We start from the raw sequence: 23,723 nt of genomic DNA, 5'->3' as shown, positions 1-23,723 counted from the left end.
GCAAAGGGTTTTGACGCACTTTGCAAACGGCGTTTTTGGTGTACACTGAGGGCCAAGGTGGGTGATCCCCATCCGGGTGCATGGTTTAACAGCAAGCTCTGGGTTCATCGCCAGAGGGTGCTATCGTCGTTCTTTGCTTCCCTGCGGTCTGAGTCAGGGCAACCAATTTGTACACTCCCTTGCAGTCCTTAAGGGAGGGTCGCTGGTTCAAGTTAATTTGTGGAGCCAGCTTTCAGCACCTCCCTGCAATTCGGAATTTAACTCTGGCCTACGCGCTGGCGGGTGCCGACTGTGTCGATGTAGCGGCGGACCCGGCAGTCATCCATGCGGCAAAGGAAGGGCTGACTGCGGCGGCAAGGCTGGGGTGCGATCGCCCCCCGTGGCTGATGGTCAGCCTCAACGACGGCGAAGACCCCCACTTCCGCAAAGCGGTCTTCGACCCAGCCCGCTGCCCCACGGACTGTTCCCGCCCCTGCGAAACCATTTGCCCTGCCCAGGCGATTACCTTCGATCGCCCCACTAAGGGATATTCTGGCGGCTACTCTGGCGTGATCGAGAGCCGCTGCTATGGCTGTGGGCGCTGTCTGCCGCTGTGCCCGATTCAGCAAATTACCACCCAGGCGACGACGCTCACGCCGGAGATGATTCCGGCGCTATTGGCGCAAGTAGATGCGCTGGAAATCCATACGCAGGTCGGGCGGCTAGCAGAATTTCGGCAATTGTGGCGGGCGATCGCCCCCGTAGCCCACAGGCTCAAGCTCGTGGCGATTAGCTGTCCCGACGGCGACGGGCTGATCGACTATCTGCGATCGCTCTACCAGCACATTTCACCAGCGGATCATCCGCTACCCTGTCCGGTGATCTGGCAAACCGACGGGCGACCCATGAGCGGCGATATTGGAGCCGGAACCACTCGCGCCACCGTCAAGCTGGGACAAAAGGTGCTGGCGGCGGGGCTACCGGGCTATGTGCAGTTGGCCGGCGGCACCAACCATCACACCGTTCCGAAATTGCGGGCGCTGGGCTTGTTGTCTGAGGAATCGACCCTGGGCGATTTCCAAAGGGATCGCTCGGCGAATCGCGCTGAGGCTCTGCGACAGCCTGCTACTGCCACCTTCATTGCAGGCGTGGCCTACGGCAGCTATGCCAGGGTGCTGCTTTCGCCCATTCTGGATCAACTGGATGCGATCGCAGCTTCTCGCTTCAACGATGTTCCACCAGCTTGTCAGGAAGGCGACAATGCTCAAGCTTTTCCAGGCTTTGCCCCTAAGGCCCCGCCCCAGGCGGCTGACGACGGATCTCTCGCGCATTTAGAACAGCATCCCGATTTACTCGCGCAGGCAGTTGCACGGGCGATCGCCCTGGTGTCGCAGCTCAAGCCCTCGCAGGTTGGCTCAGCGCTGACCCCAGCCGCCGACGGTCGATTGCTGGAAGCCGAATCAGCCGCCCCCTGGCCACACGCCTCGCACAATTTGCCCGCTGTCGAGCCAGTCTTGCTAAAGCCTGGATGAATACCCGTTGCGTCCTGACCTTTCCCCCAAGCGCCTCACCTTCACCGCTGCTCCCCTCACCCCCGATACCCGGCCATGAACGTCAAACAGTTTCGACCCAACCCTTCTAAATTCATGAGCGCTTGTTTTAATGCAGCGTCAGGCTTGCGGCCGGCGCTTTTTCCACCGACGTTGTTCGTTATTTATTAGCAACCACCTATGACATTCAACGGGAACGATTCTGCCGAATATCGCCCCTCCGTTACCCCCGCTACGGCCAGTGCGGCTGCCAAGCCCGCCCAACCGCTGCAAATCACCGACGATTTGGATCAACTGCTGGCGATTTTGCCCGATCTGATCCGCGATCGCCTAGAGCAGCATCCCCAGCGCAATGTGCTGGTCGAGGTTGTGTTAGATCTGGGTCGCCGCCCCGAAGCCCGCTTTCCCAACAAGTCTGAGTATCTTTCCGAAGATGCCATCACCAAAGCAGACTTGCAGCACTGTATCGACCGCGTGGGCATCTTCAGCGGCGACAACCGGGCGGGCATTGAGAAAACGCTGCACCGCATCAGCGCCATCCGTAACCGCGCTGGCGAAATTATCGGCCTCACCTGTCGCGTCGGGCGGGCGGTCTACGGCACGATTGGCATGATTCGTGACCTGGTGGAATCGGGGCGATCGATCCTGATGCTGGGTCGTCCAGGCGTGGGCAAGACCACAGCCCTGCGGGAAATTGCCCGCGTGCTAGCAGATGAGCTAGAAAAGCGGGTCGTGATTATCGACACCTCTAACGAAGTGGCCGGCGACGGCGACATTCCCCATCCCGCCATCGGTCGGGCCCGGCGGATGCAGGTGGCCCATCCCGAAAACCAGCATCAGGTGATGATCGAGGCGGTGGAAAACCACATGCCAGAAGTGATCATCATCGACGAAATCGGCACGGAGCTAGAAGCGCAGGCCGCCCGCACAATTGCCGAACGCGGTGTGCAACTAATTGGCACGGCCCACGGCAACCAGATTGAGAACCTGATGAAAAACCCCACCCTTTCCGACCTGGTGGGCGGCATTCAGTCTGTGACGCTGGGCGACGAAGAGGCCCGCCGCCGGGGCAGCCAAAAGAGCGTGCTGGAGCGCAAAGCGCCGCCGACCTTTGACATTGCGGTGGAGATGCTGGAGCGGCAAAAGTGGGTGGTGCATGAGTCGGTGGCAGACACGGTGGATGCGCTGCTGCGCGGGCGCGTGCCCAATCCCCAGGTGCGCCAGGTCAACGACGCAGGCGAAGTCACCATTACCCACGAACAGAGCGGCAAAGGGCTGGACCCCAAACCCGTGCGATCGCTCCCCTTTGGCGACAGCAGCACGGCCTTGCGCGATACGGGCGCAGCGCGGGTGGCGGGCTGGCGATCGTCGGGACAGATGATGCCGCTGCCGTCGCCCCGCTATGACCGGTTGGCCAGGTTCCCGCGTGACTCAGAGGCACTCAGCAACTTGATATCGCCGGAGCGCCAGTCCTTTGACCAGATGCTGAATGACTCGCTAGAGCGATCGCTCATGAGCGAGGAAGCGGACCCCTTCGGTGAGGTGCCCACGGCGGGCCCCAACGGCGAAGATTTGCCGCTGCACATCTACCCCTACGCCGTCAGTCGGCATCTAGTGGAGCAGGTGATTCACACGATGAACCTGCCCATCGTACTGACGAAGGATCTGGACGGGGCAGATGCGGTGCTGGCGCTGCGATCGCACATCAAGAACCACTCCAAGCTGCGGCAAATCGCCAAGAGCCGCCAGCTTTCCATCTTCACGGTCAAGTCCAACAGTATGCCGCAGATTATCCGCGCCCTCCAGCGGATGCTGAAGATGGAAGATGCCTTTTTGGACGAGCCGATTAACCTCAACCTGTTTTCGCGCAGCGGCGACGAAGACGAGATCGAGGCTCTGGAGGAGGCTCGCCTCGCGGTGGAGCAAATCGTCATTCCCAAAGGGCAACCCGTGGAGCTACTGCCCCGCTCCGCCAAGGTGCGAAAAATGCAGCATGAACTGGTGGAACACTATCACCTGAAGTCGTCTAGCTTTGGCGAAGAGCCGAATCGACGGCTGCGGATTTATCCGGCGTAGGCGCTATGAAATCATCGACGCAGAAATCAACGGGGGGAACCGTGCTGGCGATCGCCACCCCGATTGCCATCCTGGCAACGCTGGCGGTAAACACGCTATCGAACACCAACCCCCCTGGCGGCGTGAACGTGGGCGAACTTGCCAACACGCTGCTGAAGGACGTGCGGGTCTTGCCTGCAAACTACGCCTTCATCATCTGGGGCGTGATTTACGTCGGGCTGATCGCCTACGGCATTTACCAGATTCGCCCCGCCCAGACTGGCGAGACCGCCATTGTGCAGGCAGACGCGCTGCTAATCGTCGCTTGTCTTGCCCAAATCGCGTGGATTTACCTGTTCACATTCCGGCAGTTTTGGGCCTCGGTCTTGGCCATGCTGATCATCCTGGGATCGCTCATTTTTGCCTATCTGCGGCTGGGCATTGGGCAAGACCGAGTGGGGCGCGATCGCCGCTGGAATGCCCACATTCCCTTCAGCATCTACCTGGCGTGGATCTCGGTGGCGACCATCGTCAACATTGCCTCGGCCCTGTTTGCCAACAACTGGAGCGGCGGCCTTGACCCCAACCTGTGGGCGCTACTGCTGCTGATCATTGGCACGGCGATCGCCCTTGTTGTCTTTTTCCAGCGGCGAGACGTGGCGTTTCTGCTGGTGTTTATCTGGGCGTATGGGGCGATCGCCCTCCGCCAAGCCGCCTTTCCCCTAGTGCAACTTGGGGCGATCGGCGGCGCGGTCCTTCTGGCAGGACTCGTCCTCTGGAGCCTGTGGCAGCCAAGGCAGCGGTTTGAGTGATGGAGGGAAGAGGGAAAAGGGAAGAAGGAAGAACGAAGAACGAAGAACGAAGAAGGAAGAAGGAAGAAGGAAGAAGGAAGAACGAAGAACGAAGAGGGAAGAACGAAGACGTTCTAGCTTTCATTTTTCGTTCTTCTTTTTTCGCTTTTCGTTCTTCGTTTTTCGCTCTTCCTTTTTCCGTCCCCCTTAATGCCCCTCCAGCCGCCTGCGCCATTCCGCATCGATTTTGTCTGCCTGGGCGAGTTCCTGCGCGGTCAGGTCTTCCTGAGTGTTGTAGGCCAGGTTCGCTTCATCCACGACAGATTCCAGCGCAAACTGCTGGGCGAAGGCGAGTTTTTCCTGAATTTTCGGCCCAAGGCGATTCAGCGCTTCGGCGCGACGCTGGCGCATTTCGTTGCGGGTGGCGATCGCCTTGTTTCGTCCCTGAATCCACAGATAGCGCACCAGCGGCACAGTCACAAAGCCAATCGCGTAGGCCAACAGCAGCCCATAGATACCGCCAACAAAGCCGACAATTCCCCCCAACGCTGCCGCTCCGCCCCGCAGCAGCCCACCTAGCATCAGCGCTCCCACGATATTGACCACGCCCAACCCAGCCGCCATCATCAGTTGCCCAGAGGTGGCTTGGCTAAAGCGCCAGGGCAGTTCCTTCAGATAGGCCGCCACCGAGAGGCGCTGTTGCTGCTGGGCAGTGACTTGCAGTTCGGGGAAGTGGTAGACCAGTTCGCCCGTGGGGGTAACCTCTGGGCGACCGTTGAAGCGGGTCAGCACGGGCAGCATGTAGTCTTCCAGGTCAGTAGTTGCAGTGTTGACCTGATCAAGGTAGGGCGTGACCTGCTCCGCAACCACCACACCGCGCTGGTTGCGGATGACATTGGCGATCGCCCGCCAGCGCCGCTCCTCTAGATTGGCATTCGGATTGCCATCACCAAACAGGAACGAAAACACCGCCTCCAAAAAGCTCATTTGATTCTTGGGGTCGCTGGCGTTTTCTGCCTGTTCGCGGCGATAGCGACGGTCGGTGTCGGGCAGAAAAATCCAGAACCAGTCGGGGCCAATCCACATGCGGGGCAGCATCACCATGCCGCCGCCGTCAAAGTCGCGGTCGTTGTCGCCCTGGGCGGCGCTGAGGGCCAGCATGGCGGCAATAATGGCGATCGCAATTAGGATAATCGAGGCTACCAGCGCAATCCCAAAACTGATGCGAATCAGGTAGAACATCACCCGCCAGACCTTGCTCCACCAGGACTGTAGCCGCAGCCGGAAGTATTTATTTTGCAATACCTGGCGAAAATTGCGCGGAAAGACGTAGGCAATATCGCCCGCATCCGACACCTGCATGTGCCCGCCCGCCTCAGATGCCAGCGCCAGCAGACCTTGCTCGGCCCGCTTTACGTCCAGCCCTGCCAGCGAAGCCAGATCGCCTGCGGTGACTCGATAATTGAGCCGCTCGACGGCTTTCATCAATTCGGCATCCAGTGCCATAGCGTTTCCCTTAAGCCAGAAACTACCTTCACTCTAGAAATTTTTGAAGCAAAGTGACAATGTTTTACGGGCAAAGGTTGGGGATTGCAATTTGGCTTGAGCAGCAGGTGGTGGGGCTGGCGATCGCCCCTGCAAGGCGTGACTCACTTCCCCCTTCTAGTCGTGATGCTCATCATCGACAAATCCGTAGATTTTCGGAACCCCTGCCAAGCCCTGGCCAAAGGTTGCAAATCAGCGATAAAGTAGCAAATAGGATTTTCCAGGCTTTTCCCAAACGCAGCTATGCCCAGATCTCAACGCAACGACAACTTCATTGATAAGACCTTTACCGTCATGGCAGACCTGATCCTCAAGGTACTGCCGACGAACAAGGCTGCCAAAGAAGCCTTTGCCTACTATCGAGATGGCATGTCGGCTCAGGCGGATGGGGAATATGCCGAAGCCCTGGCAAACTACGAGGAAGCGCTGAAGCTGGAGCAAGACCCCTACGATCGCAGCTTTGTGCTGTATAACATGGGGCTAATCTACGCCAGCAACGGCGAACACGATCGCGCCCTGGAAAGCTACCACCAAGCGCTAGAACTTAACCCTCGAATGCCGCAGGCGCTCAACAATATCGCAGTGATCTACCACTACCTGGGCGAACAGGCCGAACTGGCGAACAACACCAGCGAAGCCGACAAAAACTATGACCAGGCGGCAGAATATTGGGAGCGAGCCATCCGCCTTGCGCCCAACAACTACATCGAAGCCCAAAACTGGCTGAAAACCACCGGCCGCATGAAGATCGACGTATTTTTCTAAGAAGCTTTTCTCTCTTCGTCTCTTTGTTTTTCCTTTTTCCTAAAAATGCTCGATCGCGAACAGGTTCACAAAGTTGCCCACCTTGCTCGCTTGGCGCTGACACCCGCCGAGGAAGAACAGTTCACCACGCAGCTTGGCAGCATTTTGGAATATTTTGAGCAACTGAATGAGCTGGATACCCGCGACGTGCCGCCGACCACTCGCGCCATCGACGTGAGCAATGTCGTGCGTCCTGATGCGCTCCAGCCCTATCCCGACCGCGAGGCGATTCTCGATAGCGCCCCCGATCGCGACGGCGAGTTCTTTAAAGTGCCGCAGATTATGGGCGGGGGCGATTAGTCCCGATCTGATCAGTTTCGCTCTAAACGGTTCTGAACAGTTATGTCCTGGTCAGTTAAACCCCGAATAGTCACAACACGAGTCGCTACAGCACCAGTCGTCAGGACAAACCATGAAAATTCAAGCTATTTACACCGACGGGGCCTGTTCGGGAAATCCTGGCCCGGGCGGCTGGGGGACGCTCGTCGTGTTTGAAGACGGCAGCATTCATGAAATGGGCGGGGGCGATCGCCAAACCACTAACAACCGCATGGAAATGCAGGCGGCGATCGCAGCGCTGGAATACCTGAAAGCCACCGGACAAACGCAGCCCATCCCGCTGTATACCGATAGCCAATATCTGATCAACGGCATCACGCAATGGATCAATGGCTGGAAGCGCAAAGGCTGGAAAACCTCTAGCGGCGGCGCAGTATTAAACCAGGAACTCTGGCAGCGGCTCGACGCGCTGAATTCTCGTCAGATTCAGTGGACTTACGTGCGCGGCCACGCGGGCAACGCCGGGAACGAACGCTGTGATGCGATCGCCCGTGCTTTTGCCCAAGGACAAGTGCCCCAGTTGCAGCAAATTGGCTCCATGTCCTGAGATGCCTGTGCTGGCAGAGGGGGGTGGCTGGGGCGATCGCCGCCTGTTAAGCCATGATACATTTTGCAACCAGAGCAACCCGGCAAACCGAGCATTCGACAGCGGGTGGTCTATACTGCCTTATCCTCTCTGCCATTTAATATATGTTTTCTGATGCCAGATCTTTGAACCAAGCCGCTTTGGGAACCGAACTCCGCGCTGCTGCGGGTGTGCAGCCCTCCGGGTTGCGAGCAGCGACCACGTTCGACAGCCTCCGCCCCACTCGGACGGTACGCGCCTCCAGCGAACGCAACTTTGGTACGCTAAACGCGGGCAGTAGCCGATCGGCTGCGGGGAATGTGGGTAAAAAAAGCCCGGACTTCTTCAAATTCAAAATTACTCGCCAGCGCACCGTGTCTCTGAATGTCACGATTCAGGAACTCATCAGCCGACGCTATATTCGGGGCGCTATCTTAGACAGCAAAAAACGTGCCCTCAAGGTATCCGACACGCTGCGGGCCCCGCTGGAATCTGATCGCTTTTCAATTAAGCTGAAGGCTGGCACGTACTACACCAAAATTGTGACCGACGGCAATCGCATTAACTACAGCTTCCGACTCCAGGTGCGATAAGCCAATTAATCAGTCTATCAACGGGCGATCGCCCTCCTGTATTATGCTCAAGCTGTATTATGCTCAAGTGCGATCGCTCTAATCCCGACACCCCAGCGAGTATCGCGTTTCCACGCCCGTTGTCGGGTTCACCCCGTCGGCAATTTTGCACAGTTCTTTCACCTGAGCGCCATCCAAAATGGCATCGGTAAAATCAGCACCCGTGATATTGACATCCTGAAAGGTGGAACGCAAAAGAATCGTTTCAGTCAACACGGCATCGCTCAGATCCGCGCCTTTGAATTTCACCTGATCGAGCATGGCATTGCTCAAATCTGCGCCGTGCAAAATTGCATCCGTGAGAACCGACGCGCTGAACACGCCGCCCCGCACCTTTGCACCCGTAAAATTTGCCTGATCGAGATTGGCGTTGGAAAACTCGGCGGAACGGAGTTCCTGTCCTGAAAAATCATGTTTCCGCAGTTCTGCATTGCTGTAGGACGGTGGTGGCGCATACTTTGCAGCCTGGGCATAGGCAGGCATACTCAAGCCCAAAATGGTGCCGATCAAGAGGGCGATCGCCATTCCCAGTCCTGCTGCGATCCGAGTGTTCCAGCGCATAGCTGCCTCCTGCAATTTCAGAACGGAGTCAGTTGCTCTTTGTGGGCAACTCTTTTCTGAAGCATTTCCAAGAGCAACTCTTTCTATCTTGACAGTTTAGGGGACAGGACACAGCAGACCTACAGCGGATCAATCTAATTTGCACTAATTCGCACGGCAGACCCAAGGAATATGTCTGGGGAGTGTCCGTGAAAGTTTCTATCGTACGGGTCTGTCAGCGCTGCGGTGCGGCTTGCTAGGATTGCTTTGGAGAGTGTCTTCCATCCCTAGACTGCTGTTGATTTCCTAGATTTTGTAGGTTTTTCTGACCTTGCCGACCCGCCCTTATCAACCTCTGCTGCTGCGTATTTTGCACGGCGTGACCGGAGTTTCGGCGATCGCCGCCATTCTCACCGCCGCCTGGACGTTCGACACCTACGATGCCCGGTGGATCGACCTGCCCCTGCCGCACTGGCCAGACATTGAAGGCATCCACGGCACCTTTGGGCTATATGCACTGCTGGTGTTTCCGCTGCTGGTGCTGTATGCCTTTCGTCAGGGCGATCGCCGCCTGGCCCAGCCCGATTCGCTAGCCACGCTGACTCACACGTCTCCCGCGCGACCTGTGTGGTGGTATGCGCTGCATCGCTGCACGAATACCGCTATGCTGCTGGCGATGACGTTTGCGCTGTTTTCCGGCAAAATGATGGACTCTGGCTGGCTGCCACGCGGCGAAACACACCACGCCTGGTATTTGACGCATCTGGTGTCTTGGGTGGTGCTGGTGCTTGCTCTGGGGCTGCATTTGCTGATGTCGGCTAAGGTCGGGGGGCAGCCACTGCTGCTATCGATGATGGACTGGCGATTTCGAGAGAAAGATGACCCCCGACACTGGCCGGGGCATATCGCCCAGACCTGGCATCGGCATCAGTTCAACACGCTGCGCGGCTGGCTAGCCTGGGCCCGTAGCGTCAAACTTCTAGAAGCGCTGATCTTAGTAGCGATCGCCCTGGCCTGGATCATTCCAATCTTCAAGTATTAGCCAATCTTCAGGCATTAGTAGGTGTTGCCCAACCCCGGCGGGCTAAATGTCCATGCCAACTGCCTGACCTACAACGGGTCTATCGGGAATTTCGCGATGCCGTCCTGTAGCGGAGAGTAGGGCGATTGCCCCAGACCCTCGCTCTCCAGCCCCACCATGAACACCTCTCTCTCTAAACCCGGCCCCCGAACGGCCGTTGTGATTGGCGGCAGCCTTGCCGGACTGCTCACGGGGCGCGCCCTGGCCAATCACTGCGATCGCGTGCTGATCATCGAGCGGGACTTCTATCCAAATGTGCCCGGGCCCCGCCCCGGATTGCCGAAATCTTTCTTTTTGCACGTTTTGCTGCTGCGTGGACAGCAGATTTTTGAACAGTTTTTTCCCGGCTTACGGAACGAATTGATAAATGCAGGCGCATATGAAAAATCCCGGCGGGGAGGCCGGGATGGTGGGTGAGGAGCATGCATATCCAAAAGTTTAAGAGCAGGCTATGACGACAAAGTGACATCCCAAACACATCTCTGTGAAATTAGAATTTAGGGGCTTTATTGGAAAGGAGATTGCTCGCGGATATCCCATGAGCGTCGCTTTCAAGGTCGCCCCTTAACCCCCACTCCTGAATTGCAAAACGCTTCTTCTCGACCGGCTGGCTGGCTTGTCTGGCTGATTCTTACGATTGGAATTCTTTCGGTGTCCACGGCGGCGCTGTTTATTCGGCTGGCGCTGCAAGCGGCAGGTGCAGGCGGTGCTGGGTTTAGCCTGTTTTTGGCGGCGACGCGGCTGTTGATGGCGGCGCTGATTTTGCTACCAGCGTGGCGTGGGTTTCCAGCGGAGGCGCTCCAGCGAGATAGCGCTGAGAAATCTGGTAACCCTGATAATGCGGGCAAAACCGTGCGGCGATCGCTCTTGTATTCCGCCGGAGCAGGTGTGTTTCTGGCGCTGCATTTTGCCGCCTGGATTACGTCGCTGTCCTACACGTCGATTGCGGCCTCGACGACGCTCGTAACCACGAATCCGGTGTGGGTAGCGCTGCTGTCGTGGATCTGGTTCAAGGAAAAGCCGTCGGGATTGACCAGCCTGGGCATTGCGATCGCCCTTGCAGGCAGTCTCCTAATTGGGCTGGGGAGCAGCACAGGCAGCGCAGCGGGTAGCGATCCGCTGCTGGGCAATGGGTTGGCGCTGGTGGGGTCTTGGGCCGTGAGTTTCTATTTTTTGTTGGGACGCGAGGCGCAGCGCAAAGGGTTGAGCATTGGGCATCACGCTGCCCTAGCCTACAGCGTGGCTGCGCTGACACTGCTGCCCTTGCCGCTGCTGGCAGGTCAGGGATATACAGGCTACCCGCCTGTGGTGTATGGCTACACACTGCTAATGGCGCTGTTTCCCCAGGCAATCGGACATACCAGCCTCAACTGGGCAGTCCGCTGGGTATCGCCAACCCTGGTGACACTGACGATTCTGGCAGAACCCGTTGGCTCCAGCATTCTGGGATTTCTAGTCTTTCAGGAAAACCCAGGGCGCTCCGTGCTGCTGGGGGCAGCGGTGATTTTGCTAGGGGTGGCGATCGCCGCCGTAGGAAATGCTCCCAAACCGTCTACACCCTAGCGAAAAAAGCAGCTATCCCATCCCGAAGGTGGTTCGATATTCTCAGACCGCTGTTCTGGCTGACGAGCAGGCGGCTGTGGCGGGTGCTGCTGGACTGCCGGACGGTTGCCCCGGAAGCGATTGGTCGGCTGGGGGGCAGGCGGGTTGGCAGGACGAATGGCCGGGCGGACGGACTGCCGGGGTGGCATTTGCGGTGGCGGAGACGAAGGCGCAGCAGGTGGCACAGAGACTCCAGCGGGATCGGGAAATGGAGAGAGCGATCGCTCTGGTCTGACATGCAGGCGATGGGCCGCGTAGCTGCTGGCCCCAACCGAAGGCGGAGCGCTGTCCGGGATAGGCGCTGGAGCATGGGCCGAAACACTAGCCGTCATAGTTTCCCTGGATGCAGCGCGATACGCACCGGGCGCAAACCGGCCCTGCGGCGCAGTCAACGCTTCCTCCACGGCTATCGGCAGGGTCTCCCAACTCAGCCGCTCGTTTTTCAGGACGCGCCGCAGTTGGCAGAGTACGTCTTGCAGCATGGGCGGCTGCTTGGCCCGGAGCGGCTGATAGGAGCGCAACGGATCACGACGAATCGCGGCGATCGCCCGCTGCACCGCTTGGGCGACCTGTGCGCCGTGGGTAGCCCTGCCTCGACGAATCTGATGCTGCAATCCCTGCTCAGACGTAGCGTAGAGGGCAGGCAGTTGGTTCAGCGCATAGGCGATCAGCTCCAGCCGATTGATATAAGAGGCAACCTTGGGCGGCAATGCCTTGAGCTGGCGATCGACCTCCTGCTCGACCAGAGACTCCATCGCGTTTTGGTAAATGTTCATGACGTTTTCAGTAATTTAAACTGCGATGATTAACTGCGGTGCTTTTGGGTTGTTTGGGGGCAGTTCTGAATTTGCGCTGCGGTGGCAAGCTCTCAGTAGCCAAGCCTAGCCAGCTAAGTTAGGAAGCAGCGCTGTATAGAAAAGCAAGTTAATTCAAGAGTGGAGTTGAAATAGACCAGAGCTACAGCGTTTTTGAAGCTAGTGAGGCACACGGATGGTCAATAAGCCCTTGCCTCGTGAGGGCAGCATGTGCCTCACTCCGCAAGAAAATGCTGTAGCGCTTTGAGGAAGCTCCTGACGAGACAACTTGGGTTTGCGTATGTCCAAGGGGGCACACTTTGCCGCAGCCTACAACGCTGCCATGACCGCTCGGAATGCTGAGGCTAAACGGTTAACGCCGAGAAGCGGCTAACCCGTTCAGCGCCCTCTGGCTAGGAGTCTGATGCCCTCCATGCAAACCACAGAGAGCAGAATGAGCAAGGCTAGTAAACGAAATACCAGCGCGAGTGAGAAAAGTTCTTATCGGCCTTCTTTGGCCACAAGCTGCAAGCCGTCGTAAACCGACACGTTTAACCCGCAACCAGTAGTAGATCTGCTTAGCGCTCCCAGACTCGCTGGTCTGAAAGCAGGCACCCTTACAAAACAAACGCAGACTAATCTGAGTTTTCTCAGTATAACCCGCGATCGCCCTATCTAGCCCAAAAGCCCCTGAGGAAATCCCTGACATGGTTACCCTTAATCCGACAGTGTTATCCGAAATACGGCAGATTCCGACGCTAGTAGGCCTGCTGATAAACCTTTTGGCAGTTCTGCTAGCAATTCCAGGGCATCAGCCCTGATTCACAGTTGCGACTAGCAATACTGAGCAGCAGACTACAGCAGTACTTACACGTAATAAAAATCAGTGTGATTGCATTATAAGATGCACGAAAGACAGAGGCTCTACGCATAAATACGTAAAGCCCTGCGAACTTTCTGTAAATCTACGGGACTGCTTTACACTCCCAAGGTGAGAAAATAGGCTATTTCCAAGTTGTTCCTGATTTCTGGCTAACTAAGAGTTGCGTCGCAGTGGGGAGCAAGAACTCTTGTTCCTTTTCCTCTGGGAGAGGGCTAGGGTAAGGTCTGCAAGACGCTCAAGCACGAGAGTCATACGTCTGCCTGACAACACCAAAATCTGCGATTTTGACTCAAAAGCTGAGAAATTAAACTACTTTTCGTCCTGCGGCTGGATTTTTTCGCGCTGCGGCTGGATCAGCAGGGACAGCCCGACCGTCCAGGCGATCGCCATTAGCCAGCCGCCCAGAATATCGCTGGGATAATGCACGCCCAGATAGAGCCGCGTCCAGCCGATTGCTAAGACAAATAGCACCCCAAACAGCGTGGCCCACGGTCGCCAGCGCGACGACCCCAGCAAGATCAGCAGCACAACTACGATGGCAACGCTCGTCATGGCGTGGCCGCTAGGAAACGAGAAATCATGCGGACGGGGTGCGCCAGACTCCCACAAAAAGGGGCGATCGCGCTTCCATAAGTCCTTGAGGCCAATGTTGATCAGGGTGCTGCCAGATAGGGACAGCACCACGTAGAGGAGCGATCGCCAGCGTTGCAGCGGAACTAGGGCGATGGCCATCAGCCCCGCCAGCGGCGGCAAGATCCAGGGCGACCCCAACCGCGTCATCCCCTGGGCGATCCGGTCGAGCGCAGGCGTGCTAGCTGCATGAACGGCCTGCAAAATCGGCTCATCCCAGGGAAAATTGCCCAATTTCCAAACGCCAAAGCCCAGCAGCCCAAAGCCCGCCAGCGGCAGCCCCACGCCCAAAATCCACAGGCTGCTTACGGGAGACGGGACTACGGTGATTTCTTCCTGGATTAACGCCTCTTTGACTTCCTCGACCATGCTTTGCTCCTTATCCCTTCTGCCCGATACCCATTCTCTACCCCAACGCTACTGGTAAAACTGCAAGAAGATCCCAAAAAAAATCTGGATTGAAACCCCAAAATCGCCCACCCAAAATCGCCCACCCAAAATTGCTCTGAGTGTGGCACAAATTAACCCGCACGACCGCTTCTTGTGTCACAAACGGGTTTTCTGAGCAGCACTGGGCAGCGCTGGGGAAAGGGCAGAAAGAATAATTTTTTTAACGAGTTTTTTGTCCTGGCGGGTGTCTTCCTGGAGTTGGCCTATACTGCCATCAGATCTGGGGTCAGTTCACGAGTTGGAGAGGATGAACCATGCTCACGCCTCGCAAACGGACTGCGCTAGGGCTGGCGATCGCCATTGGCCTATCTGGCTTGTTTCTGTCTCTGCTGTTGGGCATCCGAGTGACAGGGGCGATCGCTGACGATGCTCTACCTGCCAGCAGCGCTGATCCCTACCTGCAACCCGCGCCGACTCAACCCGTTGGCTATTACGACTATTTTGGCAAGCTGCTCAGCCCTACCGAAGCGCGATCGCTCGTGGCCAGCATCGGGCTAGACCCAGACGACCCCACCGCCTATCCCCGCATTGGCGCAGTCGAGATTACAGAAACGCTGCTCAAGCAGGGGCGCGAAATTTTCTTTGACCGCGATGTGGGCGATATGTTTGGCTTGCAGCGTGTCTTTGGCTTTCAAAATGGCGTGACCCGCTTGCTGCCGGAATATATCCTGGCGGTGCTGCGGCAGGGCATGGTGCCCACCAGCAACCTCAAGATTTACCCCTTGCGACGAATCCAAGTGGGCGATCGCACGTTGTTCCCAGCGGTGCCCGTCAGCACGGGGTTTGAGCTAAAGCGCCACGGCTTCCGGTTTCGCACGCTGGGCGATATTTTCCAAAGCTTTTTGCCGATCGGCCTCAAGCTCTCTGGCGACATCACCTGTGCCGTTTGCCACGCCATGCTTGATCCCAAAGGCAATGTGCTAGACGGCGTACCCAACGGCGACCTGAATATTCCACTGTTCATTGCGCTGGCTCCCAACAGCGCTGCTGGGTTTGCCCGGTTGAATTTCGACCCGCTCGATCCCCAGTTTCAGGGCAATGGGAAGCAGATTATTGACAGTAATGGCCAGCTTGTGACGCTGCCCGACCCCAAAAAGCTGGAATTTGCCTTTGACAGTGCTGTCATGGATGTGCCCCAAGGCAACTTTGAAAGCTCTCCTGATCGAATCAACAACACCACGCAAATTCCCACTGCGTTTAGCTTTCAAAATCGACCGTTTGGTTTTGATGGCAACTTTGCAGTCGGGCCCTTTGGTGGACTCAGCGCGATTAACAACGCAGTGCATTCCTCCGAGGTGAATCTGCTGGCGGCAGCGCAACGCAGCGCCGAAGCGCTAGGTATTGACCCCGAAGTGTATTTGGGGGTGGTGCTGCAAAATGCGGTCGATCGCAAGATTCGCCTACCGGAGGGAGATACCGTTAAGCCGTCGGTGTGGCTGCGGCAGGTCGCGCCCGATCTCACAAAAGCAGAACTGGAAGATCAGATCCCTGCGCCAGGTGCGGGCACCTATCCGCTGCTGGAGCCGAGCCTGTTTACCTACAACGGGCTGATCTTTACGCCAGACAGCGATCGCAAAACTGACATTGCCAGCGGCCCCTTCCTGTTCGCCAACAATGCCATGGCTGCGTGGCAAGATAGCCTAGTGCCGCCGCCCAACCGCAGCGAGGAAAACCGTCTGGCGTTGGAGAGTGGTTCTGTGGCACGGGGAGCCAAGGTGTTTGAACAGGCGAGTTGCGCGACTTGCCATCTTCCACCGTTCTACACGGACAACAAGATTCATGCGATCGCCGAAATTCAGACCAATCCGGCTCGTGGGCGATCGCGCTTGGGGTTGGAGAGATTTTTAGTGCCGCCGAAGCTCTACACCTTCGATACACCCGTGCCGCCCCCTGCTGAGGCTGCTACGCTGGATGTGCCAACCGAAGGCATCGCCGATAGCCCGACCAGCCTGCCAAAGGGCATCTCGCCAGACGGCGGCTACAAAACTCTGTCGCTGCGCGATTTATTTATCACTGCGCCCTATCTACATGATGGTGGGGTTGCGGTGAGCAAAAATGCGCTGATGATTAAAACAGATGGCTCTTTTGAAGTTATCAATCCGCGCCAAGTGGGCCTATCAGCAACACTCTCGCGAGGCATTCTACCCGATGCCGCCAATAGCCTTACGGCTTTGGTCGATCGCCAGCTCCGCGCCCTAGTTGTCGCCGCCAATCAAGCCGATCCCGCCTTGGTTCGTAGCAATTTAGATGGAACTGGGCACCCCTACTATGTAGATGCGGAGGCTGGCTTCACCCCGCGCCAACAACGCGACCTGATCAACTTTTTGATGGCTATTGACGATAACCCGGGTCAGTACTAGCTCAAGGCTGATTTGGCAAAATTATTTGGACAGCACTAGCTCCCACTCCTGGCTGGTGGCATTCCACACCGGAGCCACTGTTTCACCCACCACATAGGGGCCCCAGTAGCGGCGCGAACCATCCTGGGCAAAGGCGGTAATCACGTCACCCGCCTGCACCCGCAAATCCGCTTCGCCTTCGGGCAGCGCCAGCAGCAGACCTTTGGTGCTGCCTTCCTGCGGCGCAAAGTCCCAATGGATGGGTTCAGGATAACGCTCGGAGCCGTCTGCGTTGCGGGTCTTCGTTTGGCGAGAGAGCAGCGCGACCCGCACGGGATGGTCGGTCTGGTTGCTGACTCGTAGGGCCCCTGCCTGGGCGATCGCACTCTGAGGAGCGGGGGCAGCGGGCACAGCGCTGGGCGTGGCTGCGGGGGCAGCACTAGGGGAGGCAGCACTAGGGGAGGCAGCGGGGGCAGGGCTGGGCACGGCGGGCGGACGAGGTTCATCTTCAGCCGGAGACGGGGCGATCGGAGACGGCACGCCTTCATACTGAATGGAAATTTGGAACTGACTTAGGAACCAAACCGTCAACCCCAACAGCACAACGCCAATGGCAGCAGGGTAAACACCTCGCTTCGTCATGATTTTCATCTTCTGCCCCTGCTCTCGATGGATGCCCAATAGATGCCCAGTAGATGCCCAGTAGGATGCACGAACCTGATATGTAACGAGCTATGTGAACTTTCTCCTCTAATCTAATCAGTCAGACTAGGTTTGCGGACGGCAAAATGCTAGATAAATGCTAAAAGTTTGGGGCGATCGCCCCAGGATGACCCAACTCGTCCCAAATCCCCCTAAACACACCGAGCGATCGCCCCCCATGCTAAAACGGATGAGAATCACCGCTATTTCCATAAGTACTAACACTTACGCTTCAATCTATTCTTTCCTTTAAGTTGCTCTACCTATGGCTCAAACTCCTACTCCGCGCGTCTTGCTCGTCGAGCCAGATGAGGTTCTGGCCCACAGCCTGAGCAACGACCTGCGCGAATCGGGCTACGAAACGGCGATCGCCCACGACTACACCACGGGGATTCGCCAGGCCGCCGAATTTCAGCCATCGCTGATTGTGATCGACCGGATGCTGGGCGGCGAGTCGGGTCTATCGCTCTGCCAGCAGCTACGGGCCAGTGGAGCGCGAGTTCCTGTGGTGCTGCTGATGGCGCGGGATCTGGTGGATGACCGGGTGGCCTGTCTGGAGGCCGGAGCCGACGACTATTTTCTCAAGCCCTATCGCAGCGAAGATTTTCTGCGCCTGGTGCAGCTTTACCTGAAGCCAGACACCTCCGGCAGCGAACAACTGCGATTTGCCGATCTGGTTTTGGATCTGTCTACCCGCTGCGCCCTGCGGCAAGATCGGGTGATTGACCTCACCATGAAAGAGTTTGAACTGCTGAAATACCTCATGGAGCATCCGCGAGAAGTGTTAACGCGGGAGCAAATTCTAGAAAACGTCTGGGGCTACGACTTTATGGGGGAGTCGAACGTAATTGAGGTGTATGTGCGCTATCTGCGGCTCAAGATCGAAGACGAAGGCGAAAAACGGTTAATCCAGACGGTGCGCGGCGTTGGTTATGTTTTACGAGAAGCGTGAAAGGTTGGAAATGTTGGAAATGAGTGATATGAATCGCTGGCTGAAGCGGGGATTTCGCGTGATCTGTATGACGAGCGCAGTCGGATTGAGCGCCCTGCTGCTGGGCTGTAGCCCTAGCCCATCGGAGGTGTCGATGCCAGAGGTGCCCGCCGGCGGTGGCCCACAGGAAACGGCAACCCAACCCTTTCGGGGGCAGGTTTTGCCGATTTCGGCAGAAGTGGAAATCGGTAATGAGCAGATTCAGCTAGAGGTGGCCCGCACGCCCCAAGAGCAGGCGATGGGGCTGATGTTTCGCACCGAACTGCCGCCCGATCGGGGAATGCTGTTTCCGTTTGAGTTTGCGCGGCCGGTGCAGTTTTGGATGCAGAACACGCTGATTCCGCTGGATATGGTGTTTTTGCTGGATGGCGAGGTGAAGGAAATTGTCGCCAGTGCGCCGCCCTGTGAAAGCCAGCCCTGCCCCACCTATGGCCCGACGAGGCAACGGGTGAACCAGGTGATTGAACTGGCCGGAGGACGAGCGGCGGAACTGGGCTTGCAGGTGGGCGATCGCCTCGATATCCGCTTTCTGGACGCGCCCCGCCCAGCCAATGCCGCTCCTTAGTGAAGGATTATGTCTGTTTGACAAGCTTTGCCCTTGATTCGATGGTGAATTCGGGAATGTCGTGCAGTTCGGTCGCCTCCAGCGCGTACTGTTCGCAGACCAAACTGAGGCGATCACCCTCGGTTTTCAGACTGTTGATGGAATGCGTCAGGTTGCCCTGAAACCACACCAGCGTATTCACCCGTGGGCGAATCTGCCCCACCTGCTGGCGGTGGTTTCGCAGCACCAACTCCCCGCCCTGCAACGGCTCCGGCACCTGCACATACAGCACGCTGACGCAGACGGGCGGCTCGATGGTTTTGCAATAGGATCGCAGCGATCGGTCAATATGCGGATCGACCCGTGATCCGCCCTTGAGCAGCAGCGGGTTCAGATAAAAGGCGTTGCAGTCGGACTGGAGCGCTTTGTCCAGATAGGGTTTGAAATAGGGAAACTGGGCTTCGACGTGCGATCGCCCTTCGCCGCGAAACACCACCGAGAACCCCTTCGTGCCCACAAAATCCCGGTTCAGATTATTCACTGCAAAATAGCGGCAGGCGCGAATCTGCCCCCGCAACTCGGTGAGATAGTCGTCGGAGAATACGTTTTGCTGCTGGCGGAAGTAGGGCATGGAGGGATGCGGCAGAGGGTAAATAAACTGAGTTCGACAGGGTAGAAACGTTTATGAGGAAAAGCTCAGACTGGATTTGAAGTTAACACTGATCAGCTATGACCTCCGTCGTATCGCGCCTCCAGATCGCCCAAATCTTCTATGACCTTGACGACTTTTGCTGAGCCTTCCTGTAGCCTTCTAAGCGGTCGAACTCACGTTAAACCAACATCATACGGACTTTGCGTAGATCCGCTGGGGTTCTGGCGCATTTTGGGCGATCGCCCTTGTCTTTGTCCCCAAAAGTGGCACACCTTTCCGTAAATCAATCATGGTAGCCGTCGAAAACCTTCCGTTATGCTGAGCCTAGACAGCAAACAAATGTCCATCATCGTGGATATCTGGTCAGCTTCTAAACATATAGAAATCTAAAGTAGAAATCTAAAGAGACCTAGAACTATAGAGCCAGCGTTAATTTCCAGCTTTCGCTTTGGCACTTTAGGTCAGTTTAGGTTAAGTTTGGTAACAGCCCTAGCGATCGCGCCAACCGCAAAATCGCTGGCACAGTTGCCGTAGACTTGTCGGCTTGCCGCCCTCAGGGTGCCCAGGCAGATCCTCGCCAACTTCTTCACCAATCCGCACACGTTATGCAGGCAAGGTCCACCAACCAGTCCATCGACGCTTCTAACCCTCTTTTAGGGATGACATCTGCCTTCGTGGACAGCGCCAGCCTGTCGGCGACCGAAGAAACGCTCGATACGATGGAACCGACTCATTTTCGCGGGCATTATGCAAGCTGCATGGAAATGCTGGCAGACGCGCCGACGGTTGTCGCTTACCTGGATGATCACCGCACCTGGTTTCGCCGCTGTGCCCAGCCGATGGATGCGGCTCCCCTAGGAGACAACGGCTATGCCCTGACGATTGGTCGTTTTGGCGCATTTGGCTATGAGGTGGAACCCAAAATCGGCCTGAACCTGCTGCCTCAGGATCAACGCGGCTTCTATCGAATTGAGACAATCGACATCCCGGACTACGTTGCACCGGGCTACGAGGTGGATTTTCAGGCTGCGCTGCACATGGTTCAGCCCACAGATGCACTCGCAGATACCACTGCGGAACCAATGCTGACTCGTGTAGAGTGGGAGCTTGACCTAGCGGTTTCGATTCAGTTCCCCCGTTTTATCCAGGCGCTCCCCAAGGCGCTGGTGCAAACGACGGGCGATCGCCTGCTGAACCAGATTGTGCGCCAGGTTTCTCGCCGCCTCACCCACAAAGTGCAGGACGATTTTCACAGCAGCCACGGCATTCCCTTTAGCCGCAAGCGGAAGTGGAGCTAGGGCAAAGTCCCGTCCTTCTCACGGCGCTGTTTCTGAGGCAAGCGAATCCTAGCCCTGACCCCTGCCCCCTGACATACTATGGGAACGTCGCCTCGACAGGTTTGGGGGCAATGATGGGGGTCATGCCACTTTTTTCATCTTTCCTGAAATCGTCTTCTATCCCGTCGCTTCGCCTTGGGCTATGTGTTGGGCTGTGGCTCTGTGCGGGTCTGCCTGCCAGCGCTCAGGTGCGCGGAGACACCACGCTACCTACGCCAACCCAGGTACAGCGCCAGGGCAACGAGTTTGAGATTACGGGCGGCACGCAGCGGGGCGGCAACCTGTTCCACAGCTTTGAGCGGTTTTCGCCGGGCGATCGCACTGTCACGTTTCGCAATGTGGACACTGTAGAGCGATTGATCACTCGCGTCACGGGCGGTTCGGTTTCGGAAATCAACGGCATCCTCCGCCTGTTGCAGAGCAACGGGCAAATTAGCTCCGCCGATTTCTTCCTGATCAACCCCAGCGGCATTTTATTTGGAGAGAATGCTCGCCTGGACGTGGGCGGTTCCGTCATTTTCAGCACCGCCGAACGGATTCGCTTTGCCGATGGCACTCAGTTCAGTGCCCGCAATCCGCAAGCGTCGCCGCTGCTGACCGTCAGCATTCCTACCGGGCTACAATTTGGCCCTGCGCCTGCGCCGATTGTGAATGCATCCTTTAGCGAGGCGGCAAATTTTTCGCGGGCGCTACGTAGAGCGGGCTATTTCGGAACATCGAGATACGCTGGGCTAAGCGTGTTGCCGGATCGGGCGATCGCCCTGATCGGCGGCAATCTGGCGTTTCCAGGCGGCGAAATCACCGCACCGGGCGGGCGCATCGAGTTGGGCAGCGTGGCTCAGGCGGGCACGGTCGGACTGGTTCCCACAGCACAGAGCTGGTCGGTGGATTACGCCGACGTGCGGGCGTTTGGGCAAATCAACCTGACGGGCTTTGCGGATATCAGCGCCAATGGCGATCGCGGTGGGATAATTCGCCTGCGGGCCAGCGAGATTCGACTGGATGAGGAATCCTACATCAGCACCGACACGCTGGGCAGTTTGGCGGGCGGGCGCATCACGATTCGGGGCGATCGCCTCACCCTGCTCAACGGCTCCCAGATTTTTGCCAATACCCGAAGCAGCGGCCCGGCTGGACGCATTGACCTGCTGGCGACGAGTCAAATCCAAATCGTAGGGGCAGTGGTGGGCAGCGACGGCCCGGAAAGCAGCGGTGTATTCGTGCGGGTGCAGGACGGCGCGACGGGCAACGGCGGGCGCATCGTGCTGACGACCGGGCAGCTTAACCTGCTGGACGGCGGGCAGATCAGCCTCGACACGATTGGCAACGGCCAGCCGGGAAGTTTGCAAATCCTGGCCGATGAGATCAACATTACTGGCGTAGCGCTCGATGGGCAGGGCAACCCCATTGCGGGTGATCTTGCGGGTGATCTAAGTTTGCCGGTTCCCAGCACGCTGTCGGCTGTGATTTCTGGCTCCCAGTCGTTTCAGCCCACCGACGCAATTCCCAGCCAGATCGAGATTCAGACCCGGCGGCTGCGGGTGCAAGACGGCGCGACGATTCAGACCTCGACCTTTGGCGTTGCGGATGCAGGCAACCTGAGCATTTGGGCGAGTGAGCGGGTCGAGGTGCAGGGACTCTCTCCGGCAACGTCAGACACGATAGCCGTGCCCGCAGGCATCTTTAGCCAGTCGGGCGGCACACCGAGAACCCCCTACGTCTTTGCGCCGGGGGCGACGGGACGGGGGGGCGACCTGTCCATCGCCACGGGGGAACTCGTAGTGCGAGACGGAGCCTACATCGCCACGGGCAGCTTTGATGCCAACCCAAATGCGCTGGGAGCGGGAAATCTGACCCTAGCGACTCGCTCGGCAACGCTGGAAAACCAGGGCAATATCGTCGCCAATACCAACTCTGGCGTGGGCGGCAACCTGAGCCTGACAGCGCAAGACTATCTCCTGCTGCGGCGCAACAGCCAGATCAGCACGTCGGCGGGCATTGCAGGGCAAGCGGGCGATGGCGGCAACATTACGCTGCGGGCAGATTTCATTCTGTCGGTGCTGATGGAAAACAACGACATCACGGCAAACGCCTTCACGGGCAATGGTGGCGCGGTCAATATTTTCACCAGGGGCATTACAGGCATTCTGCCGCAGCCGCAACTCACGCCCCAGAGCGACATTACAGCGACCTCTGAGCGGGGCAACAGCGGTACAATTACCATTACCACGCCGCCTAGCACCGATCCGACGCAGGGCGTAACCGAGTTGCCTGCTGCACCCGTGGATGCGTCCCGGCTGATCGCCCAGCGGTGTGCGGCCAGTTCGGCGATCGCCACTGAGCGCAGTGCCTTTGTGGTCACCGGTCGCGGTGGTTTGCCCCCCAGCCCCAATCAGGCGATTGATCTCCCATCGATTCGGGTTTCCTGGGCGGAGGTCGCGCCTTCCAGCAGCGTGAACGCACCCATTCATGCCCCTACCGCTACACAGGCAGCGCTTCTAGACACGGCTAACCTGGACACGGCCAACCTGGACACGGCTAACCTGGACTCTGCCAATCGAACGGTTTCGTTCGTGCCGGATGACCCAAATTCCCGAACCTCGCCGCTGACCTTGCGAAAGCCATCGGATGTCGCTTTGTCGCCAACGACAAGATCGCTGCAAGAAGCGCGGGGCTGGCAGCAGACCGCCACGGGCGAGGTGGTGTTGCTGGCAAATCCGCCGGAAGCAGAAAGCTTTCAGGGGGTTCAGCCGTTGCCGTCGGGATGCGTTGCACCGGGCTAGGGAAAGTTGCTGAGGTTGATGGGGAAAGTCGGGGAAGACTGGGATGGGGCGATCGCCCTTCATCCTTGCTTCCTGGGATATCCGTAAAACCGAACCGCTTCAACCGCAAAGCCGCGAATTAGACTGGAGGAAAGG

The 23,723-nt window shown here is 57.7% G+C and carries 21 protein-coding genes and 1 pseudogene; 15 read left to right on the top strand and 7 right to left on the bottom strand.

Translation table 11 applies throughout. The features are described 5' to 3' along the window. Positions 1-179 precede the first annotated feature (179 nt). The 3 genes from ldpA to IGS16_RS09595 all read left to right on the top strand — a co-directional run bounded on the left by ldpA (position 180) and on the right by IGS16_RS09595 (position 4,396). Complete coding sequence (ldpA, locus tag IGS16_RS09605; protein WP_297085160.1) at positions 180-1,511, top strand: circadian clock protein LdpA; 1,332 nt, start codon at positions 180-182, stop codon at positions 1,509-1,511. A 198-nt stretch (positions 1,512-1,709) separates the two neighbouring features. Continuing rightward, positions 1,710-3,605, top strand: coding sequence for a R3H domain-containing nucleic acid-binding protein (locus IGS16_RS09600; protein WP_297085159.1), 1,896 nt, complete (start codon positions 1,710-1,712; stop codon positions 3,603-3,605). A 5-nt stretch (positions 3,606-3,610) separates the two neighbouring features. Further along, a complete protein-coding gene (locus IGS16_RS09595) occupies positions 3,611-4,396 on the top strand; it encodes a tryptophan-rich sensory protein (RefSeq protein ID WP_297085158.1) in 786 nt (261 codons plus the stop codon). A 186-nt stretch (positions 4,397-4,582) separates the two neighbouring features. On the opposite strand, the gene IGS16_RS09590 is transcribed toward IGS16_RS09595, so the two are convergent. Next, a complete protein-coding gene (locus IGS16_RS09590) occupies positions 4,583-5,881 on the bottom strand; it encodes a hypothetical protein (RefSeq protein ID WP_297085157.1) in 1,299 nt (432 codons plus the stop codon). Between the two features lie 282 nt (positions 5,882-6,163). Here IGS16_RS09590 and IGS16_RS09585 point away from each other — a divergent pair, with 282 nt between their 5' ends. The 4 genes and pseudogenes from IGS16_RS09585 (at position 6,164) to IGS16_RS09570 (ending at position 8,221) form a co-directional block, all read left to right on the top strand. After that, on the top strand, positions 6,164-6,685 hold the full coding sequence (locus IGS16_RS09585) for a photosystem I assembly protein Ycf3 (protein ID WP_068511273.1): 522 nt from the start codon (positions 6,164-6,166) through the stop codon (positions 6,683-6,685). 45 nt (positions 6,686-6,730) lie between these two features. Next, positions 6,731-7,024 (top strand): Asp-tRNA(Asn)/Glu-tRNA(Gln) amidotransferase subunit GatC, encoded by a 294-nt coding sequence (gatC, locus tag IGS16_RS09580; RefSeq protein ID WP_068511274.1) that lies wholly within the window; start codon positions 6,731-6,733, stop codon positions 7,022-7,024. A 112-nt stretch (positions 7,025-7,136) separates the two neighbouring features. After that, positions 7,137-7,601 (top strand): annotated as a pseudogene (gene rnhA / locus IGS16_RS09575) (ribonuclease HI); the annotation flags it as partial. A gap of 173 nt (positions 7,602-7,774) precedes the next feature. After that, positions 7,775-8,221, top strand: a complete 447-nt coding sequence (locus IGS16_RS09570; protein ID WP_297085155.1) for a hypothetical protein — start codon at positions 7,775-7,777, stop codon at positions 8,219-8,221. Positions 8,222-8,299: 78 nt separating this feature from the next. Here the strand turns inward: IGS16_RS09570 and IGS16_RS09565 are convergent, their stop codons facing one another. Then, on the bottom strand, positions 8,300-8,785 hold the full coding sequence (locus IGS16_RS09565) for a pentapeptide repeat-containing protein (protein ID WP_367185764.1): 486 nt from the start codon (positions 8,783-8,785) through the stop codon (positions 8,300-8,302). Between the two features lie 346 nt (positions 8,786-9,131). On the opposite strand from IGS16_RS09565, the gene IGS16_RS09560 reads away from it, so the two are divergent. The 3 genes from IGS16_RS09560 (at position 9,132) to IGS16_RS09550 (ending at position 11,444) form a co-directional block, all read left to right on the top strand. Further along, positions 9,132-9,842 carry a cytochrome b/b6 domain-containing protein gene (locus IGS16_RS09560; RefSeq protein WP_297085153.1) on the top strand — a complete coding sequence of 237 codons (711 nt, stop codon included), beginning with the start codon at positions 9,132-9,134 and terminating at the stop codon, positions 9,840-9,842. 156 nt (positions 9,843-9,998) lie between these two features. Then, entirely contained in the window at positions 9,999-10,298 is a 300-nt protein-coding gene (locus IGS16_RS09555) for a hypothetical protein (protein ID WP_297085152.1), read from the top strand. Between the two features lie 165 nt (positions 10,299-10,463). Further along, positions 10,464-11,444, top strand: coding sequence for a DMT family transporter (locus IGS16_RS09550; protein WP_297085151.1), 981 nt, complete (start codon positions 10,464-10,466; stop codon positions 11,442-11,444). On the opposite strand, the gene IGS16_RS09545 is transcribed toward IGS16_RS09550, so the two are convergent. Continuing rightward, positions 11,441-12,259, bottom strand: a complete 819-nt coding sequence (locus IGS16_RS09545) for a late competence development ComFB family protein (protein WP_297085150.1) — start codon at positions 12,257-12,259, stop codon at positions 11,441-11,443. The two genes, IGS16_RS09550 and IGS16_RS09545, sit on opposite strands and share 4 nt — an antisense overlap. A 1,210-nt stretch (positions 12,260-13,469) precedes the next feature. Beyond that, positions 13,470-14,159, bottom strand: coding sequence for a phosphatase PAP2 family protein (locus IGS16_RS09540; RefSeq protein ID WP_297085149.1), 690 nt, complete (start codon positions 14,157-14,159; stop codon positions 13,470-13,472). A 335-nt stretch (positions 14,160-14,494) separates the two neighbouring features. On the opposite strand from IGS16_RS09540, the gene IGS16_RS09535 reads away from it, so the two are divergent. Next, a complete protein-coding gene (locus IGS16_RS09535) occupies positions 14,495-16,600 on the top strand; it encodes a hypothetical protein (RefSeq protein ID WP_297085148.1) in 2,106 nt (701 codons plus the stop codon). Positions 16,601-16,621: 21 nt separating this feature from the next. On the opposite strand, the gene IGS16_RS09530 is transcribed toward IGS16_RS09535, so the two are convergent. After that, positions 16,622-17,221 (bottom strand): hypothetical protein, encoded by a 600-nt coding sequence (locus IGS16_RS09530; RefSeq protein WP_297085147.1) that lies wholly within the window; start codon positions 17,219-17,221, stop codon positions 16,622-16,624. Positions 17,222-17,347: 126 nt separating this feature from the next. After that, positions 17,348-17,482, bottom strand: coding sequence for a hypothetical protein (locus tag IGS16_RS09525; RefSeq protein ID WP_297085146.1), 135 nt, complete (start codon positions 17,480-17,482; stop codon positions 17,348-17,350). Positions 17,483-17,546: 64 nt separating this feature from the next. Here IGS16_RS09525 and nblR point away from each other — a divergent pair, with 64 nt between their 5' ends. Together nblR and IGS16_RS09515 are read left to right on the top strand one after the other, a co-directional pair. Then, positions 17,547-18,233, top strand: coding sequence for a response regulator transcription factor NblR (gene nblR / locus IGS16_RS09520; RefSeq protein WP_297085145.1), 687 nt, complete (start codon positions 17,547-17,549; stop codon positions 18,231-18,233). Between the two features lie 19 nt (positions 18,234-18,252). Next, positions 18,253-18,837: a DUF192 domain-containing protein gene (locus IGS16_RS09515; protein ID WP_297085144.1), complete on the top strand. Its 585-nt coding sequence runs from the start codon at positions 18,253-18,255 to the stop codon at positions 18,835-18,837. A gap of 7 nt (positions 18,838-18,844) precedes the next feature. Here the strand turns inward: IGS16_RS09515 and IGS16_RS09510 are convergent, their stop codons facing one another. Further along, positions 18,845-19,447, bottom strand: coding sequence for a 2OG-Fe(II) oxygenase (locus IGS16_RS09510; RefSeq protein ID WP_297085143.1), 603 nt, complete (start codon positions 19,445-19,447; stop codon positions 18,845-18,847). A 680-nt stretch (positions 19,448-20,127) separates the two neighbouring features. Here IGS16_RS09510 and IGS16_RS09505 point away from each other — a divergent pair. Together IGS16_RS09505 and IGS16_RS09500 are read left to right on the top strand one after the other, a co-directional pair. Beyond that, positions 20,128-20,766 (top strand): DUF1997 domain-containing protein, encoded by a 639-nt coding sequence (locus IGS16_RS09505; RefSeq protein WP_297085142.1) that lies wholly within the window; start codon positions 20,128-20,130, stop codon positions 20,764-20,766. Positions 20,767-20,888: 122 nt separating this feature from the next. Beyond that, on the top strand, positions 20,889-23,588 hold the full coding sequence (locus IGS16_RS09500; protein ID WP_297085141.1) for an S-layer family protein: 2,700 nt from the start codon (positions 20,889-20,891) through the stop codon (positions 23,586-23,588). The last annotated feature ends 135 nt before the right edge of the window (positions 23,589-23,723 follow it).

The organism is Thermoleptolyngbya sp. C42_A2020_037, from assembly GCF_015272455.1.
Lineage (GTDB): Bacteria > Cyanobacteriota > Cyanobacteriia > Elainellales > Elainellaceae > Thermoleptolyngbya.
Note: the sequence above shows the minus strand (reverse complement) of the source record. Positions and strands in the feature narration are given on the sequence as shown.

Bases quoted from the DNA above. Each gene is read 5' to 3' on its own strand.
- IGS16_RS09600 (WP_297085159.1), top strand. From the start codon at position 1,710: ATGACATTCAACGGGAACGATTCTGCCGAATATCGCCCCTCCGTTACC.
- IGS16_RS09595 (WP_297085158.1), top strand. From the start codon at position 3,611: ATGAAATCATCGACGCAGAAATCAACGGGGGGAACCGTGCTGGCGATC.
- IGS16_RS09590 (WP_297085157.1), bottom strand. From the start codon at position 5,881: ATGGCACTGGATGCCGAATTGATGAAAGCCGTCGAGCGGCTCAATTAT.
- IGS16_RS09585 (WP_068511273.1), top strand. From the start codon at position 6,164: ATGCCCAGATCTCAACGCAACGACAACTTCATTGATAAGACCTTTACC.
- gatC (WP_068511274.1), top strand. From the start codon at position 6,731: ATGCTCGATCGCGAACAGGTTCACAAAGTTGCCCACCTTGCTCGCTTG.
- IGS16_RS09565 (WP_367185764.1), bottom strand. From the start codon at position 8,785: ATGGCGATCGCCCTCTTGATCGGCACCATTTTGGGCTTGAGTATGCCT.
- IGS16_RS09555 (WP_297085152.1), top strand. From the start codon at position 9,999: ATGAACACCTCTCTCTCTAAACCCGGCCCCCGAACGGCCGTTGTGATT.
- IGS16_RS09545 (WP_297085150.1), bottom strand. From the start codon at position 12,259: ATGAACATTTACCAAAACGCGATGGAGTCTCTGGTCGAGCAGGAGGTC.
- IGS16_RS09540 (WP_297085149.1), bottom strand. From the start codon at position 14,159: ATGGTCGAGGAAGTCAAAGAGGCGTTAATCCAGGAAGAAATCACCGTA.
- IGS16_RS09535 (WP_297085148.1), top strand. From the start codon at position 14,495: ATGCTCACGCCTCGCAAACGGACTGCGCTAGGGCTGGCGATCGCCATT.
- IGS16_RS09530 (WP_297085147.1), bottom strand. From the start codon at position 17,221: ATGACGAAGCGAGGTGTTTACCCTGCTGCCATTGGCGTTGTGCTGTTG.
- nblR (WP_297085145.1), top strand. From the start codon at position 17,547: ATGGCTCAAACTCCTACTCCGCGCGTCTTGCTCGTCGAGCCAGATGAG.
- IGS16_RS09515 (WP_297085144.1), top strand. From the start codon at position 18,253: ATGAGTGATATGAATCGCTGGCTGAAGCGGGGATTTCGCGTGATCTGT.
- IGS16_RS09510 (WP_297085143.1), bottom strand. From the start codon at position 19,447: ATGCCCTACTTCCGCCAGCAGCAAAACGTATTCTCCGACGACTATCTC.
- IGS16_RS09505 (WP_297085142.1), top strand. From the start codon at position 20,128: ATGACATCTGCCTTCGTGGACAGCGCCAGCCTGTCGGCGACCGAAGAA.
- IGS16_RS09500 (WP_297085141.1), top strand. From the start codon at position 20,889: ATGCCACTTTTTTCATCTTTCCTGAAATCGTCTTCTATCCCGTCGCTT.